Genomic DNA, 17346 nt, shown 5'->3' on the forward strand with positions numbered 1-17346 from the left:
TCTGGTACCTTTACGGTTCTCTTAGTGCATTTGCTTTGGCTCGTAATAATGGTTTAAGCCAGTAATTTAAAACTGTTTTTTGACCGGTCAAAATATCTGTAGAAGCTTGCATTCCGGGGATAATTGGCCAGCCATTGAGCTGAGTTTCATCTGTTTTTATGTGCGCCTCATAATAGGTGGTGCCATCTTCTAGTTGCTGGGCATCTGGACTGACATAAATAACCTCACCTTTAATGCCACCATAAATGACAAAATCATAAGCGGTGAATTTCACCATGGCTTGCAGTCCAGTATGGACAAATGCGATGTCCTTAGGCGCTATTTGGCTTTCAATAATCAGTTGATCATCTTGCGGCACTATTTCCATGATAACTTGCCCCGGTTCAACCACTTGGCCGGCGGAGCGCACCAGAATATTCGACACGCTACCTGTGACTGGCGTAGTGATTTGGGTGCGTTCGAGCCTATCGGCTAGCGCTTTCATGTTTTCGGTTAACGCTGAGAGTTCGTTACTGGTTTTATTACGCTCATCAGTCATGCGATTAATAAAATCGAGTGCCACATTGCGTCGCTCTGCAACCGCTTGACTGATCGCGGCCTGAAGCTGTCTTTCACTGGCTTGCGAGGCAGATAACTCTCCCTGTAAACGAACTGCGTCTCGCTCAAGTTTTAGTAGTTCAAGTTCGGCAACGGCGCCTTCACTAACCGCTTCACGGGTCATACGGATTTCTTGTTTCGCCATGCTAAGACCACTGCGTTGAGCCTCAATATTAATATTCACTTCTTCTTTGGCTTGGCGTTTTTGCTCGACGATTTGCGCTGTTTGATCTAATTGCGATATCAGTTGTGAGAGTTGCGATGAGTATATTGCTTGAGCACGACGATTGGCTGAAGGGTCTGCAATCTCAAACTGTTGCAGACTGACTTGCACTTGTGAAAACCATAATGGTTCATTGTCATTGATTTGCACACTTTCAAGTAATGCTTCTAATCGTGTGAGTTGGTTTTTTAAGGCAACGCTATTGAGTCTTGCCTCATGGAATGCTGAGGCAAATCGTAACTCATCTATCACTAATAAAGTTTGTCCCGCATTAACGGTATCGCCTTCTTTGACTAAAATTTCTTTTAAGCTGCCGCCATCTAAACTTTCTATTTGCTGAACGGCTGTGGCTGGTACCACTTTGCCTTCGCCAACCACCACCTCTTCTAAGGTGGCGAAGGCAGCCCAAGTAATCGTAGCCAAAAGCAAGGCAACAGTCAGCATGATGACAGTGTTGGCACGTTTTGCCCCTTCAAGGTGTTTGATGTGCATGTTGGCACTCATGATTTCACCTCATTGCTTGTATGTTGGCGCACATTGACCGCTTTAATTCGGCGCTTACTGGGCTCAATAAATTCACTGGCAGATTTCTCGCCGATTATCGCCCCTTTATCCATTACTATGATGCGATCACAAAGGCTCAATACTTTGGGGTTATGGGATGAGATTAGCAGGGTGCAATCAGCCGTATTCATTTTCAGGCTACTGATAATTTGTGTTTCACTGCGCTCATCCATGGCACTTGTTGGCTCATCTAATATCAGTAGTTTAGGTTGTCTGAGTAAAGTACGGCAAAGGGCAATAGCTTGACGTTGTCCGCCCGATAATTGGCGGCCAAATTCACCCACTTGGCTGTTTAAACCACTGCCGAGTCTATCCATTAACTTATCGATACCCGTATTCATCATGGTTTTAGCCAGTAATGCTTCATCCACGTGCTGGAGTCCGTAAAGTAAGTTGTCTAGGACGGTGCCATAAACTAAACAGGGTTGCTGACTCATATAACCGATATGGTCACGAAGTCGATTAACGGACCATTGTTGCGCTTCGAGTTGATTGTAAAAAAGTTGACCTTCATTTAATTGATACTGCCCTGCAATGAGTGCCAGTAATGTTGATTTTCCCGCACCTGCGGGGCCATAAAAGCCGACTTTTTCTCCAGCATTGATATCAAGGGATATGTCATTAAATGCAGTTAGTGGCTGCTCAGGGTAACTGAAACTTGCGTGTCGTAGATGTAGGCTGCCATTAAATGGGAATTGCGACACACTCATTGATTGCTGCTGGTTTTCTTGGGGTAAAGACAAGATAGATTCAACCGAAGTAATTGCTGAGCGAGTCTGTTGGTATTTTAGCAATAGCATGGCTATTTGATTGATAGCACTTGAGGCGCGTCCGCTGAGCATGACGATGGCGATAAGCCCGCCCATGCTCAAGTTACCCTGATGAATTTGATAAACGCCAGTAATAATCAGGCCAATGGACACTAGCTGCTGACAATTCATCACACTATGGCTTAGGGTATTTGAGCTAATACGGGACTCATTTTGCCAATCTGCAAGACTACTGACGGTTTCATGCCAAATACGTGAGGCTTTAGCTTGACCGTTATTTTGTTTAATTTCGGCTAGCATATTGAGGCTTTCGACTAGATGTGCTTGGCGCTGAGTAGACAGTTTTGATGATTCTTCTATGGTCACTGATAAGCGCTTTTGCATAAAAACACTCAGTAAAATGAGTACGACCATGCAGGTTAATGGCACAAACACCATGACGCCACCTAACCATGCAATTAAAAGCAAAAACAATAGGGTAAAAGGTAAATCCACTGCCGTGACAAGGGTAACTGATGTGATGAAGTCACGAATGCTATCAAATTCTTGTAATTGTTTAGCGAAAGCCCCTGATGATGCGGGGCGGTTTTCAAGCCGCATTCCGACGACTTTTTCAAATAATGTGCTTGAAAGTTTAATATCAACTTGCTTGCCAGCGACGTCAGCAAGACGGGTACGAGCTTGGCGCAGTAACCAGTCAAAAACAATCGCAATGGATGCACCGCTAGCGAGGACCCATAAGGTATCAATGGCTTGGTTGGGCACAACGCGGTCATACACATTCATGGTAAATAATGGTGTGACTAAGGCGAGTAAATTAATGGCCAGAGAACCAATCAGAAAACTGCCGTAAAACGGTTTTACTTCATCAAATGCGGCTAAAAGCCAATGTCTTTTAGTCTCTTTGTGGTGCTCAGTACCTCGCTCGTCGAGTTGTTCGAGTGGCTTGAGGTACCAACACAGGCTGTTTTTTTGAGGAAACTGTTGGCTTAATTGTTTGGGTGAGATTGTTGATTGTTCACCTGCAGCATTGAGTAAGGTAAAACCTGCAGCTTGTTTTTGGGTAATGAGAAAAACCTGTTGATTAGCATCGGTCAGGAGTGCAGGTAGCGCTAAATGCTGGCTATCAATTTTTTGTGAAGCAGCGTCCAAGCTTATTTTGGCCATCGCCGTGGTGAGTTGGATGGCGATGTCTTTTTGTACGGGCAGTGCCTGCTGCACTTGTTCAGTGCTAATGCTTAAGCCAAAGTGAGCTTTGGCTAATACTAGAATATTAACTAAGGCTTCATGTTGAGCTATATCGGCATGACTGCTATCTGTAACTGACATTGTAATATTGCGTATCCTTATGCGTTTTTAGTTTTTGATTCTAGCTTTGATTTAATAAGGCCTGATGGGCGGCTAATTGGTTTATTTCATCCAATTCAGTTTGACTTAAATGGACATCTGTTTGCACATCGAATAATGAAGCGTCTTGCTGATGTGCCATGGACTGTTTTATCGCATCAGTTAGCGCTAATAGGTTTTCAGCCTCAGTTTGATTCTCTGATGTTGCATTCATTTGGGTATCGTCTGGAATTGGCTGTATCTCATCAAAACCTGGCTGCTGAATAAGCTTGTCATATGAATGAGTTTGCTGCATATCGATTGATAATTGGCTGGTTGACTCAATCGTTATTGTTGATAAACCTTCATTGGGCAGTGCTGGTGCCAACAACTCTTGCGCTACTGGGCTCATTTCACTGAATAGGGCTAAGTTATTATCGAGATGACTAAAAATTGGCTCTACAGTTTGAGCTTCAGCGTCGGTAATAGGTTGCGGATCTTGATATCCGTATTCAGGTTTACCGCTGAGTAATGGTTCAGACTCTGGTTGAAACTCTGGTGCAGATTCTGGTTCAAAGTTTGGTTCAGATTCTGGTTCAAAGTTTGGTTCAGTCCCTGGTTCAAAGTCGGGCTCTGAATCTAAGGTCAATTTACTGTAGTCATTGGACGCAACAGGGGGCATCGTATCTTGATGAATAAGTATGTCATCTGATATGACTGGTTCATCAATAGGTAAAATGGCGTCTATAGGTTGGCTTGATAATGGGTTACGCGACTGCTCATATTGATAACGAGCGAGGGTTTGTTCCATTAACTCGATTTCAGCAAATACAGCTGCGGCAGTTGGAGTCAGGTTTCGATAGCCATGTTCATAATGCCGCACTTGCTCAAATTGTGCTCTTTCATGCATTTCTTGCATGATATCGAGCTGCATCATCTCTAGTGCTGCTTCATCATTAAATGGGTGGACTATCGGATCGTCGAGTTCCGCTGGCTGGGTAACCGTCATCGCCATTGCCATATTGAAAGCTGAAACGTAGGCGGCATTCGCTGCAAATGTATTGGCTGCAAATGCATTAGCCACCACGGCGTTGCTATCAACGGTAATGGTGATGGTTTCAAGCTCACCATCGGCCACATCAGAACCTAATGTCGCAATCGGATCGAGTGATAAGGTAATTGTTTCCCCGTCTGTCGCACCGCTTAATGTAAGCCCTGCGACATCTTCAATATTAACAATCCATTTGTTGCCTTGTTTTTCACCTTTCGAAAGCGTCATGCCATCTGATAGGCCAAGAATCGTTAATGTTGCGGTTTCATTTGGTGCAGGGTTTTGCAGCTCTAAGCCCAAGTTTAAAGCGATATTGTCAGTTTGATTGGTCGTGAAGTCGGCAAATTGCGTCCAAATAGGCGGATCGACCTCTGGGGTTAATTCAATATCAAAGGACACGGTTTGACTTTGGCTTCTGTCGAGCTCTTCCGAGCCGAGGACTTCCGCTGTATCAATACTGGAAATTGCCATTTCAACATTGAGCGTACCAAAGGCAAGTTCACCAGGTAATATTTTGACTTCAGCTAAGCTGACAGCTTCAACAATTAAGCTGGCGATATATCCACCTGAACCATTAGCGGTTAAAGCAACAAATTGCCCATCAATTTCTACACCTTCAAGGTCGACAAGGGCACTGGCGTCACTTGAGGTGATTAGAAAATCAACAACAAAGAATTCACTCCCATCGAGATTAAGTAGTTCTGCGGCAATTTCTACTTTGATGTCATCGCCCTCATTACCCGTATAATCGTCTGGAGCAGAAATGATTTGTACGCCATCTGCGACAGGGCTGACGCCAACAATAAAGTCCATTGAGGTAGTCACAAAATCATCTGTGCCTAACTCTTGGGTGATGATGGATAAAGACAGTGGCATATCACCGTTAAAGTTGTGTGGAGGCTTAACGACTATGCTATCTAGTTGATCGGGTGTGACTGTCCAATAGGTTGTCGGAGTACCATTGAGTTGACCGCCATCAGCGCCATTGTTTGGCAGAATGTGTAAATCACCACCTGCATCTTGGTAATAGACAGTCGCCCCTTCTGGCACGCCATTAAGAGTGATGTATTGCACCTCTGAACCATCTAAATCAATTAAGCCGATAACTGAGCTATTAATGCCACTAAGCAAAATATCGGTATCTTCTGTACCGTTGATAGTGATTAGGCCTGCTGGAATGTCAGCAGCGTCGGTTACTGGGTTTACATGAATCGTAATTGTGTCACTGAAATTGGTGGTATCGATGACATCTGCTGAGTCAATATCAGCGGTGTCACTGACTGCACCTGATATCTGTAACCTAAAGTCTCCACTTAAATGCTCGGGAGGCGAAAATTGTAATAAGGCCAGCGCTGAATTTAATGCAGCATTGGTAGAACCTGTGAATTCCCATGTATCTGTGGTGCCAGACTTTAATTGGAATAATCCTGAGTTATCAATTAGCTGACCACCATCGAGCAGTTGAATGGTGAATAATTGGGCGGGATTATCAAGCACCACTTTTTCAACACCACCATTATCAGCAGTTGGATCTAGATCCTCATAAGTAAGGAATAAGCCAAGTGATGTCGGATCGTCCTCATCCATAGTATCAACTAATACATCTAGCGATAGGCCATCAGCGATAGGGGAGATATTAATATCCAGACTCTGGCTATCATCAACTAGGGTATCACCACTGAGTGAGTCCGTTGCAATAATGCGAATAGGGATGACCATATCTCCGGCAAAGTCGTCGGCAACATTGTGCAGTGTGAGGTTACTTAATGATGCTGTGGTAAAGACATATTCAATCACGTTTTCACCGCTGGCATCATAAAGCGCAATGACATCACTGCCACTGAAATAGCCCCCTTGTGGGAGATCACTAGCAAGCACTCTAAAGCTAATCACATCATTATTATCGCTCGTGATGGATAGGTTTAAGTGGCCAGCAAAACTGATGGCGTTATCTTCGGTAGCATCTACGGTCGTCGATTGCAGTGCCGTCACAGTTGAAGCTGTTGAGGTTGAAGTGGGCTGATCAAAGGTAACAAAAATATTGGCTGAAATAACTTCTGGGTCATCTCTATCTAGCACTCTGGCTTCTACAAGGATAGCTTGAAAGAGTGTGATGTGGTCACTTGATATGGTCATTCCTTCTAAAATCGCCAGTGATTGTTCTTGAACTGAGTCACTGGTCATATTATTGCTAGGAATTATCCATCGGCCATCACCGTCGTTAATTGCGCCATTTGGATGGGTGATATACCAGCCGTCAGCACTTGGCATTGTAATAACGATATAGTCGAGTACTTCAGAGCCATCAATATCACCATCAAAAAACACAATATCATCGCCAATGGTAATTGGCTGTCCATCAGGACTATAAAGGACGGTGTTGTTCACCTGTAATCGTGTGATGCCTTCTACAACGGCATCGACTTCAATAGAAAGCTGACTCGCGATATCTTGAACCGACGTTTCTCCTGTATCAGAGGTGTCGGTAATTTGATAAATAACGTCTAATGAGAAAGTACCGTCAGCATCTTGTGGTGGCAGTACGGCTAAGCGTCCCGAGTTGAGTAACTCTATTAATGTTGGGCTAAATTCATCGGTAAGTTCAGATAGTAATAGGCCTGAACTGCCCACGGTTATTTCAGCGCCATCGAATAAGTAAATGATCCCCTCACTAGAAGGAAAGATCGTCATATCTGTGATGCTTTCACTACCGTCAATATCGGCTAACAAAGCCGGTATTAAACTCAGTACAATAGGTTGATCTTCTTTGCCATTGCTGGTGGTAGTTAATGTTGCGGATGTTTCATCAATTACTGGGGCAATATCAATATTGAGATTGAGTTCGTATTGCGCACTATCGCCATCTAATTCGGTGCTTTCGACAAATAGTTGTAAGTTAATTTGACCACTAAAATCTTCAGCGGGTCTGATTGACAGTGCAGATAACTCTGCTGCTGTAACGCTATAAATAGGTGCTGAACCGTCAAAACCGACTACGGGTAAATTAACAATCTGGCCATTGCTGTCGACAAAGTTTGCACCGTCAGGCAAGCCCACAATGCGTAAGCTTAAACTTTCTGAGCCATCATCATCTGAGCTAATTACCGTAAATGATAGTGGAATATCAGTGTCCTCATTGAACGCCGCCACTGAATTGATATTACCATCATTGGTAATTTCCCAGACTGTGGGATCTGAGGTGATGGTAGGCGCATCATTGGCGACACCGGTGAGAGCTATCGTTATGGTTTGTGGGGCACTGTAATTGGGATTGGGATTGATAATACTGTCTACTGGATCGATACCATCTTGGGTAGTTTCTGTCGCATAGCTGCGAACCGAAATAGTAAAGTCGCCAAGATTTGCAGAGCTTGCGTCTGCTAAAGGCACTAGCATGGCTTCTGGACTGGCAAAAAGATCGTCTACCGAGACTGTCCACACATTGTTGCCTAAATGGATGGCGCTTGGGGCATCAATCTGCCAACCATCTGGTAAGGTTAATTCAAAATGGAGGCTTTCAGAGCCAGATGTATCGGTTAATTCGCCAAATAAAATTGTGTTTAAAGCGATAGGCTGATCTTCTTGACCATTGATATCACGAGTCACTAATGTGGGAGCATCAGCAATTGGGGTGACATTGATGGTGATTGTTTCATTGGTGCTTTGCGCAGTATCGCCATTATCAGGCTCAGTCGAGATGGCCCTAACATCAAAGCTATATTGGCCCGCTAAATTTTCACCGACTGTAGCTTGTAATAATGCTAATTCATCTGCACTGATTTCTTGGCCATTGGCGATAGAGAATTGCACACCTTCACTGTTTGTACTGGTGAGCTGAATACCTAGTGCAATATTGAAAATGACATAGGTCATGACCTCAGAGCCCTGAGCATCAATGCCAACCACATCCTTAGTACTGGCTGACAGGCTTATATTGAAAGCACCATCATCTTCATTGACATCATAGGTAAACTGGCTGGTGTTTTCCCATTCAGGTGTGTCGGCAACAGAGGCGATAGTCAACGGAACTTCAGTCGAGATTGACGGCTTGTTATTAATATTGACCGTGATTTCAGCGTTGATGGTTAAGGTTGCATCCGAGGCGTCTTCAGGAGGGTGGAACACTAAGTCACCGCTAGGGATCGCTATACCAAGATTACTGATCAACAGATCTCCACCACTCAAGATATAGTTCCCATCGGCATCTAGGCTGACAGGTTGGCCATCTAATGTGAGTGTGCCACCTGTTAAAGATGCTTTGTTGATGACAATGCTTTGAATGATTTCCCCTTCATCAATATCGCCAGGCAAGGCGACGATAGATAAAGCCCCAGGTGTATCTTCGGTATAATTGGGGTTGAGCACCTTGATAGAGCCTGCTTTATCGTTAGCCGTGATGGTGAGGTTATCAATGACGGTATCACCATCAGTATCGGTGACATATACCTGAACCACCTCACTATAAAACAGTTCATCATATTCAAAAATCATACTGGTTACTGTGGCTTTACCATTGGCAGTAATCACTAACGTTCCGTACTTAACTCCGGTATCGGTAAAGAGTTCAACGGAATCGCCTGCTGAATATTCTGTGCCTTTGTATATAAATTTACTGACTTGTGCTCCATCAGCGCCTTGTTGTTTTTGATTAAACAAATTAACACTGTGGTCAGCATTGTTTTCTTCGGTAAAGGTGAGTGATGAGTCATGTTGAATGGGGACATCATCTTGAACATTGATATGTATCGTTTGACTGTTTGAGGTATCGCCATCGGCATCGGTTGCGATAACGTCAAAGCTGATAGTTAAGGTATTTTCACCATCGCCATCAGGATGATCTATGGCCTCAAATTGCTCAAATTCAACTTTACCATTGGCGTTAAATCGCACTCTAAATACTTCACTACTGTCTCCGGCTCTAATGGCGGTATACCAGCCGTTACCATCAGCAAAATTACTGAGTAATATTGACTGCCCACTACTGGTATAAGCCCCAAAAATAAAGCTGGGATCAAATTCAATACGACTAATATCATCACTGCCATTATCGATATTTAATACCGCACTGCTAAGGACGCTGTTGTTCTCGACTAGCTCACCTTCATCGATTGTTAAGATGAGCGAAGAAGGTAGACTTGGAGATTCTCCATCGTAAATATCAATAGAAATAATGGCGTTTATATCTGTGTTATCGCTGTCGGTTGCGACAACATCGACGTTGATTTTGCTTTCAACACCCGAGCCTGCGATGTTGTCAATTGGGCCTAACATACGCATTTCAAAATCAATTTGAGCTGTGGACTCGGCATCGATATGGATGTCTGTTGGCAGGCTCATTCTGAACACAACAGTTCCGTCAGCTGTTTGTCCTTCTGCTGTTGCCCCGTCATTAGATATCACCCAATACACGAGTGACCCATTTTGAGTCACATCATTATTGTCTGCATCTACAACCACGTCGCCATCGGTAATGGCAAATTTGATATCGACGATGGGGTCGCCTTTAGCACTGATATTAATAAAGCCACTAGCACGGTTATCAACGCCTGGAGTAACGCTAGGCAGCTCGCTAATTTGCACTGTGATGCCAGTAATTTCACCTGCTTCATCATCTTTTACTGTCAACGTCATCGTGGCTTGTGTTGTATCGCCATCATTATCAGTTATGAATAAGCCAAAGTTGATGTCGTCAGTATCAATTTGATCAAAAGGTTGATGGAGCGTTGTTGTATAGCCATGAGATAAAGTGACAGATTCAGTATTCCAGCCATTGTCGATCGCAATGGTAAATATTGGTTGAGCAGGATCGCCAGTATGTGCGGTTAGCGTTAATCCATCAGCGGATAAGTCAAATTGAATTACTTCACCGCCAACGGTGAGCTCAGGAAGCTGGTCAATATCAAACCCTAATGTGTCGATAGCATCGGCACCGACTTGAATATCAAACTGACCTGTTTGGGCAATAGGTGTTCCTATGAGATTTGTTTCATCAAAAATCAAGGTTTCAATATTATTGATAGCTGCATCATTGCCATCTTGTATGTTCCATTTAAGGTTACCTAAATCGATATGACTGCCATCAATATCATTGGCATCGATTAATGTGGCTAATTCCAGTGATTCAGCACTGTAATGATCTAATGGCCTAGTTAATGACATTACCGCTGTCACATCGACATCATCGCCATTACTGACAGCAGAAAGAGATAAGGTAAATACAGTGACTCCATTTGCAGATGCAGTGATGGTTTTAGCATCTGGACTGAGGATATAACTGAGACTGTCGCCATTAGATGTTAGTCCTAATGCGGTTAATGGGATTAATGATAAACTACTAAACACCACAGAACTGGCGACGATGGAGTCTGAACCTGCGGAAATGGTAAAAGAGCGTGAGTCTGTATTAGGGGAGTTGATAATCGCTTCTGCAGTCGAAAAGCTGGCATCACTCATGTTACCAATTGCACCGTCAGCGATGATAATGGTACTGGTTGCAGATGCAATACTGCCGTCAAAGTCCGTAACTGTGTAGTCAAAACTTATGGATTGTTCTACGGTGTTATCTAGATTGTCACTTGCCTCAAATCGCCAAAAGCCATTGTATAAAACCGTTAATTCACCTTTACCTGTATCAATAACAGCTGGAGAGCCTTCTAATACGGGGTAATCGATGCCATTAAATGTGACGGTTTCGACGACCAGTGGGCCTTCGATAGTATAATCGTTACCAGTTATCGAGCCCGTCATAGCGGTATCTTCAATGGCTGTGAAGTGATCGTCAATGGCTAATTCAGGGGTATCTTTTACATGCAGTATGGCGTAAGTGATGATTTGCTCAGTTGTGCCATCTGTATCCGTTTGCAGCCCCTCAACTCGAATTAATGTGGATAAATTACCTGTAGCAGGGTTATCCAGCGTTTGATAAAGGGTAACGTCGAGTTCGGTTCCGATAAGCGTCGCTTCAAGGACGAGTTCGTTATCTCCATCCCTAAAAACTTGGAAAGACAGGCCGTTTGGCGCGATCACAATCGACAAGTCTTGGCCATTAGATTGGTTTTGTAGAAGAAAGGATTGGTCAGTTGATAATGTCAGGTCGGCATTAAGAATATCAAAACTAAACTGGGCACTTGTTTGATTGTTAATGTTTAACACTAACTCATATAAATAACCATCATCAGGAATATCTAAATACGGCATTTCATCTGTAGCGGTATTCCCTGCAAGGTCGGTCACACTGACACTCATCTGCCAACTTACACGTTGATCTAATCCATCTACATCTAAGGTTTCATCAAACTCCCAAGTGCCATCGGCCTTAACATCAGTAGTAAATGTTTTGGTGGTGACTCCATCAGTTAGCGTTAGAGTGATTGTTTGGCCTTCTTCTGCACCTGTTGTGGTACCAGATAAAGATGATTCTCGACCATAGGTAAATAATCCGACGTCAAACCCATCTGCGCCAGTATCGATATCAATGGTTACTTGAGTATCTATAAGAAGTTGATCCGTTGCGCTGGCGGTATTTCCCGCGACATCGGTTGCCGTTGCTGATGCTGTTAAAATACCGTCAACAAAACCTAATGCGGCTAGATCTTGCGCTGAAATGGTCCACGTACCGTCACTATTGACCGTGGTGATGATGCTGGTGGAAGTATTATTCGCATCCGTCAGCGTGACAGTCACATCTTGTCCTGCTTCAATATTAGTGACGGTTCCGCTAACAACGACGGCCAAAAGCTCAGTTTGGTTAATGATATCGTCGTTATCTATGATGTTAATTGTGATGATAGCCGTGGTATCAACGGGTAACTGAGTTGTCGCAGTGGTAGGGTTGCCAGCATCATCGTTAACACTTGCTGTGACTTCTAAAGAGCCATCATCAAAACCTGATAAGTCTTGAGCTGCAAGTTGCCAAACTCCAGCAATGACTTGTGTGGTTAACGTTAGACTATGGCCTTGATTATCGGTAATGACAACGGTGACGGTTTGGTTGTCTTCAACATCGGTTACCGTGCCCTGAATAACCACTTGTGTCATTTCAGTGGCGTTAATGACACCATCATTATCAAGGATTTCAACCGTGATATCGGCAAGAATATCGACAGGTAACTGAGCAGTGGCAGTAGCAGGGTTACCTGCAATATCGTTTACGGTTGCTGTGACCTCTAAAGAGCCATCATCAAAACCTGATAGGTCTTGGGCTGGTAATTGCCAGATCCCACCATTGACTTGAGCTGTTAACGTGAGGCTATGACCTTGGTTATCAGTGAGATTTATCGTTACGGTTTGACCATCTTCGATATGGGTAACCGTCCCTTGAATCACCACTTGAGCCATTTCGGCGGCATTAATCACGCCATCGCTATCAATGATTTCAACAGTGATTTCGGCAAGGGTATCTTTGGCTACGGTGTTGTTACCAATACTTGGATTGCCTTCAACGTCAATGGATAAGACTCTTAGGCTGAGTTCACCTTCTGCTAGTGAAGATAAATCTAGATTATCTAACTGCCATTGACCATCAACAACTGTGGTATTGAAAATAAGGCGTAAGCCATTAATATCAGTGACCCATACAAGTACGTTCTGACCATCTTCAATATTAAGTGCTTCACCTCGTAAAGTCGTTGTGGAGACTTCAATCGCATTGAGCGTATTGTCATCGTCGACAGCTTCTATGGTGACAGCAGCAAGGGAGTCTTTGGTGACAATCGTAGAGGTTGAGGCTGGGTTACCTGCGATATCAACGGTGCTAACGGCAAACAGGATATCGCCATCAACGAGTGAAGAGATATCGGCATTATCAATTTGCCAATTTCCCGCTGTGATAGTGGTGGTAAAAGTTAACGATGTACCCAAAGAGTCAGTGACGATAATCGTCACGCTTTGGCCGTCTTCGACATCATTGACTTGCCCTGAAAAATCTAACCGTAGCATTTCAAAACGATTAATAATGTCATCACGGCCAGTGTCGACGTCGATATTAATGTCAGCAAGAATATCAACAGGTAACTGCGTTGCTGCCGTTGCAGGGTTACCTGCAAGATCGCTGACCTGCGCAGTTACGAACAGTGACCCATCATCAAAACTTGATAAATCTTGCGCAGCGAGTTGCCATTCTCCGTTTGAGACTATCGCGGTTAACGTTAGTGTATTACCTTGATTATCAAAGAGCAGTACGGTGACCGTTTGGCCATCTTCAACATTCGTCACAGTCCCTTGAATCACCACTTGAGTCATTTCAGCGGCATTAATCACGCCATCATTATCAATAATTTCAACACTAATACTTGCTAGGGTATCAATCGGGAGTGGTAATGATGAGCTTGCAGTATTTCCTGCAATATCTGTGACGGTGGCGGTTGCCACTAACGAGTTTTGATCAAAGGCTGACAGATCTTGTGAAGGTAGGGCCCAAAGTCCGTTAATCACAGAGGTTGTTATCGTTCGTGTGTTACCTAAATCATCGGTTAAATTGATGATAACAGTTTGACCATCTTCTACATTCGCTACGCTACCATGAAAATATACGTTAGTGATTTCTGTTGAATTGATAACACCATCATTATCCAGAAAATCGATACTAATCTCTGCGGTGGTATCGACAGGCATCGATGTCGTCGTCGTAGCAAGGTTGCCAGCGATATCACTGACTTCTGCGATAACGATTAGAGTACCATCATCAAAATGACTTAAATCTTGGGCAGGCAATGACCATTGGCCATTAATGACAGTGGTCGTGAGTGTTAATGCATTGCCGTGAGCATCACTTACTCTTACTGTGACGGTTTGGCCATCTTCAACTTTAGATACACTACCTTGTATGCCGACTTGTGTTTGTTCTGCTGCATTGATAACGCCATCATTATCGATAATGTCAACGGTGATCCCTGCTTGGGTATCTTTGATAATGGTATTACTACCAAATGCTGGGTTACCTTCAGCATCAATTGCCACGGCATAAAGGTGCAATACCCCGTCTGCTAAATCTGAAGCATCTAAGCCTGATAAACTCCAGATACCATGAGTGACTTCTGATGACAGGGTGAATACTTGCCCTAAACTATCAGTGATAGTGATGAAGATTTTTTGCCCATCTTCAATATTATTGGCAATACCAAAAATAGTATTGAGGTCATCAATTTCTTGCTGGTTTAATAGGTTGTCTGAGTCAATGACATTAATGGTGACATTGGCGATGGTATCTTTAATCACTGTAGTTGAAGCACTGGCTGGATTGCCTGCTAAGTCTGTTGTATCGACATCAAATCGCAACTCTCCATCAACTAAAGCTTCAATATCAGCGTTATCTATTTGCCAAGCGCCATTAATAACTTGGGTGGTAAAGGTTAATACTTGGCCATTGATATCGGTAATTGTGATGGTGACAGTCTGGCCATCTTCGACATCAACCACACGGCCTGAAAAATCGAGCTTTTTCATCTCGAACCGATTAACAAATTCGTCATTGCCTGTATCAACGCTAATATCAATATTCGCAAGGATATCAATAGGATCTGCTGTAGTGGCGGCAATAGGGTTACCCGCTATATCAATAACTTCAGCGGTTGCTGTGAGTGAACCTTGATCAAAGTCGGAAAGGTCTTGAGCATCAAGCTGCCAAGCACCACTCATTACCGTGGTTGAAATTGTGCGAGAATGACCGCTGGCATCAGTTAACGTCACAAGCACTGTCTGACCATCTTCGACGTTAGTGACGTTACCTTTGATGGTGACAGATATAATTTCTGCAGCATTGATAACATTATCATTGTCTTCAATTTCAATGGTAATGCTGGCGAGGGTATCTTTAATGGTTTGATCAGTTGCTGGTGCAGCTTCACCTTGATAGGTTGGTGCACTGATTTCTGCGGTAATCAGTCCTTCAGCTAGGGTTGATATATCAAGCCCATTCACTTGCCATGACTCATTCATCACCAATACTGACAATACAATTTGCTGACCCTGGATATCCGTTAGCGTGAGCTGGAGTACTTGCCCATTTCGAGCATCGAGTGCTTGGCCATTGATATCGACCGTAGGGACTTCAAACTGGTTTAAATAGCCGTCGTTTGCATCTTCAATATTGACAGATAAAGTTAACGTTAAAAAAGTATCTTGGCTGCCAACAAGGGAATTGATTGAGTCAGTAGAATTGAATTGTTCATTGCCTTGAGTGTCGTAACCAGATTGGGCAATGAGCGCATTATATCGAGTTTGAATGATTTGGTAGAAGTAGTTAAGCCCGCTATTACTGACATTATTACTGTTCTCGCCAGAAGTATTTGAGCTGATAGAAACGGGTTCAGTCGAACTATCTTGAGCTGGGCTATTTTGCAGCCCTTCGTCTTTGGCTGAATTAATCAGTAATGAATTAGGCAGCAAAACGCTTTGTTGGTCGACAACAATATAAGGGGCGCTGTCTGCATTAATAAAAATACTTTCAGCATTGACGTCATGAACGGTTAATTCATTGCTGACGTTATCTAGCGTAACCGCATGCCATTGACCATCGTTCGCTACAGCGAAAATGCTTGAGCCAATTTTAACGTAGTACAACACATCTACACCATCAACAATCATTTGCATTCCTTAATTTCAATCCATTGTTGTCAGTAATCAAATACGTTTACCGCTTATGACGAGGATCACCAACAAATTAAGCGCAATTTAAAGCATAAACCTTGTTTTTTAAATTTAAAAGCGATGATGAAATATTCACCTGTTTTGATTCATAAAGATACAAAAAAAGAGGCCAATTGGCCTCTTTTTTAAAACAATCAATAATTTTTATTTGTCTTCTTTAAGCCACTGAGCGGCAGATTTAGCAAAGTAGGTCAAAATACCATCAGCGCCAGCACGCTTAAAGCAAAGTAATGATTCCATTACGATGGCTTTTTCTGCTAACCAACCGTTTTGAATTGCTGCCATGTGCATCGCGTATTCGCCGCTGACCTGATAGGCAAATGTTGGTACTGCAAGTTCTGTTTTAACGCGGCGAACAATATCTAAATACGGCATACCAGGTTTAACCATCACCATGTCAGCACCTTCTTGAATATCTAATGCGACTTCGTGAAGTGCTTCATCACTATTGGCTGGATCCATTTGATAGCTGTGCTTGTTGCCACCTTTAAGGTTGCCTGCTGAGCCAACTGCATCACGGAATGGGCCATAATAGCTAGAAGAGTACTTGGCTGAGTAAGCCATAATTTGGGTATTCACATGACCCGCAGCTTCCAGTGCTTCACGGATAGCGCCAATACGGCCATCCATCATGTCAGAAGGCGCAACAATATCAGCACCTGCTTCTGCATGAGATAGGGCTTGTTTAACTAAGATTTCAGTGGTGATGTCGTTAAGAATATAACCTTCATCATCAATAATGCCATCTTGACCGTGAGTGGTGAATGGATCTAAAGCCACATCAGTCATCACGCCCAACTCAGGGAAAGCTTGCTTTAGTTCACGCACAGCACGCTGAACCAGCCCATCAGGGTTATAAGCTTCTTCAGCCATTAATGATTTCTTTTCTGCCGGAGTCACAGGGAATAAGGCAATAAGCGGAATACCTAATTCAACGAGTTCAGCCGCTTCTTTAAGCAATAAATCGATTGAATAACGTTCAACACCTGGCATAGAAGCCACTTGTTCAGTGCGATTGTTACCTTCAAGAATAAACATTGGGTAGATAAGATCATTTACCGACAATTTGTTTTCTGACATTAAACGGCGGCTGAAATCATGTTTACGCATGCGGCGCATTCTGCGCTGTGGAAACGCACTAGTAATAATATTCACATTCGACTCCTGAT

4 protein-coding genes are annotated in these 17346 nt (G+C 43.4%); all 4 read right to left on the bottom strand.

Translation table 11 applies throughout. The features are described 5' to 3' along the window. Nucleotides 1–10 precede the first annotated feature (10 nt). Nucleotides 11–1324, bottom strand: coding sequence for an HlyD family type I secretion periplasmic adaptor subunit (locus AB4128_RS05385; RefSeq protein WP_372037198.1), 1314 nt, complete (start codon nt 1322–1324; stop codon nt 11–13). Then, the gene (locus AB4128_RS05390) at nt 1321–3483 is read right to left on the bottom strand and encodes a type I secretion system permease/ATPase (protein WP_372037199.1); all 2163 of its coding nucleotides are present in this window, start codon (nt 3481–3483) and stop codon (nt 1321–1323) included. Before AB4128_RS05390 ends, AB4128_RS05385 begins: the two co-directional genes overlap by 4 nt. A 40-nt stretch (nt 3484–3523) precedes the next feature. Next, on the bottom strand, nt 3524–16114 hold the full coding sequence (locus AB4128_RS05395; protein WP_372037200.1) for an adhesin: 12591 nt from the start codon (nt 16112–16114) through the stop codon (nt 3524–3526). Nucleotides 16115–16321: 207 nt separating this feature from the next. Continuing rightward, nucleotides 16322–17332 (bottom strand): porphobilinogen synthase, encoded by a 1011-nt coding sequence (gene hemB / locus AB4128_RS05400; RefSeq protein ID WP_055023568.1) that lies wholly within the window; start codon nt 17330–17332, stop codon nt 16322–16324. Nucleotides 17333–17346 lie beyond the last annotated feature (14 nt).

This window comes from Shewanella sp. 10N.286.52.A9, from assembly GCF_041468985.1.
GTDB lineage: Bacteria > Pseudomonadota > Gammaproteobacteria > Enterobacterales > Shewanellaceae > Shewanella > Shewanella japonica.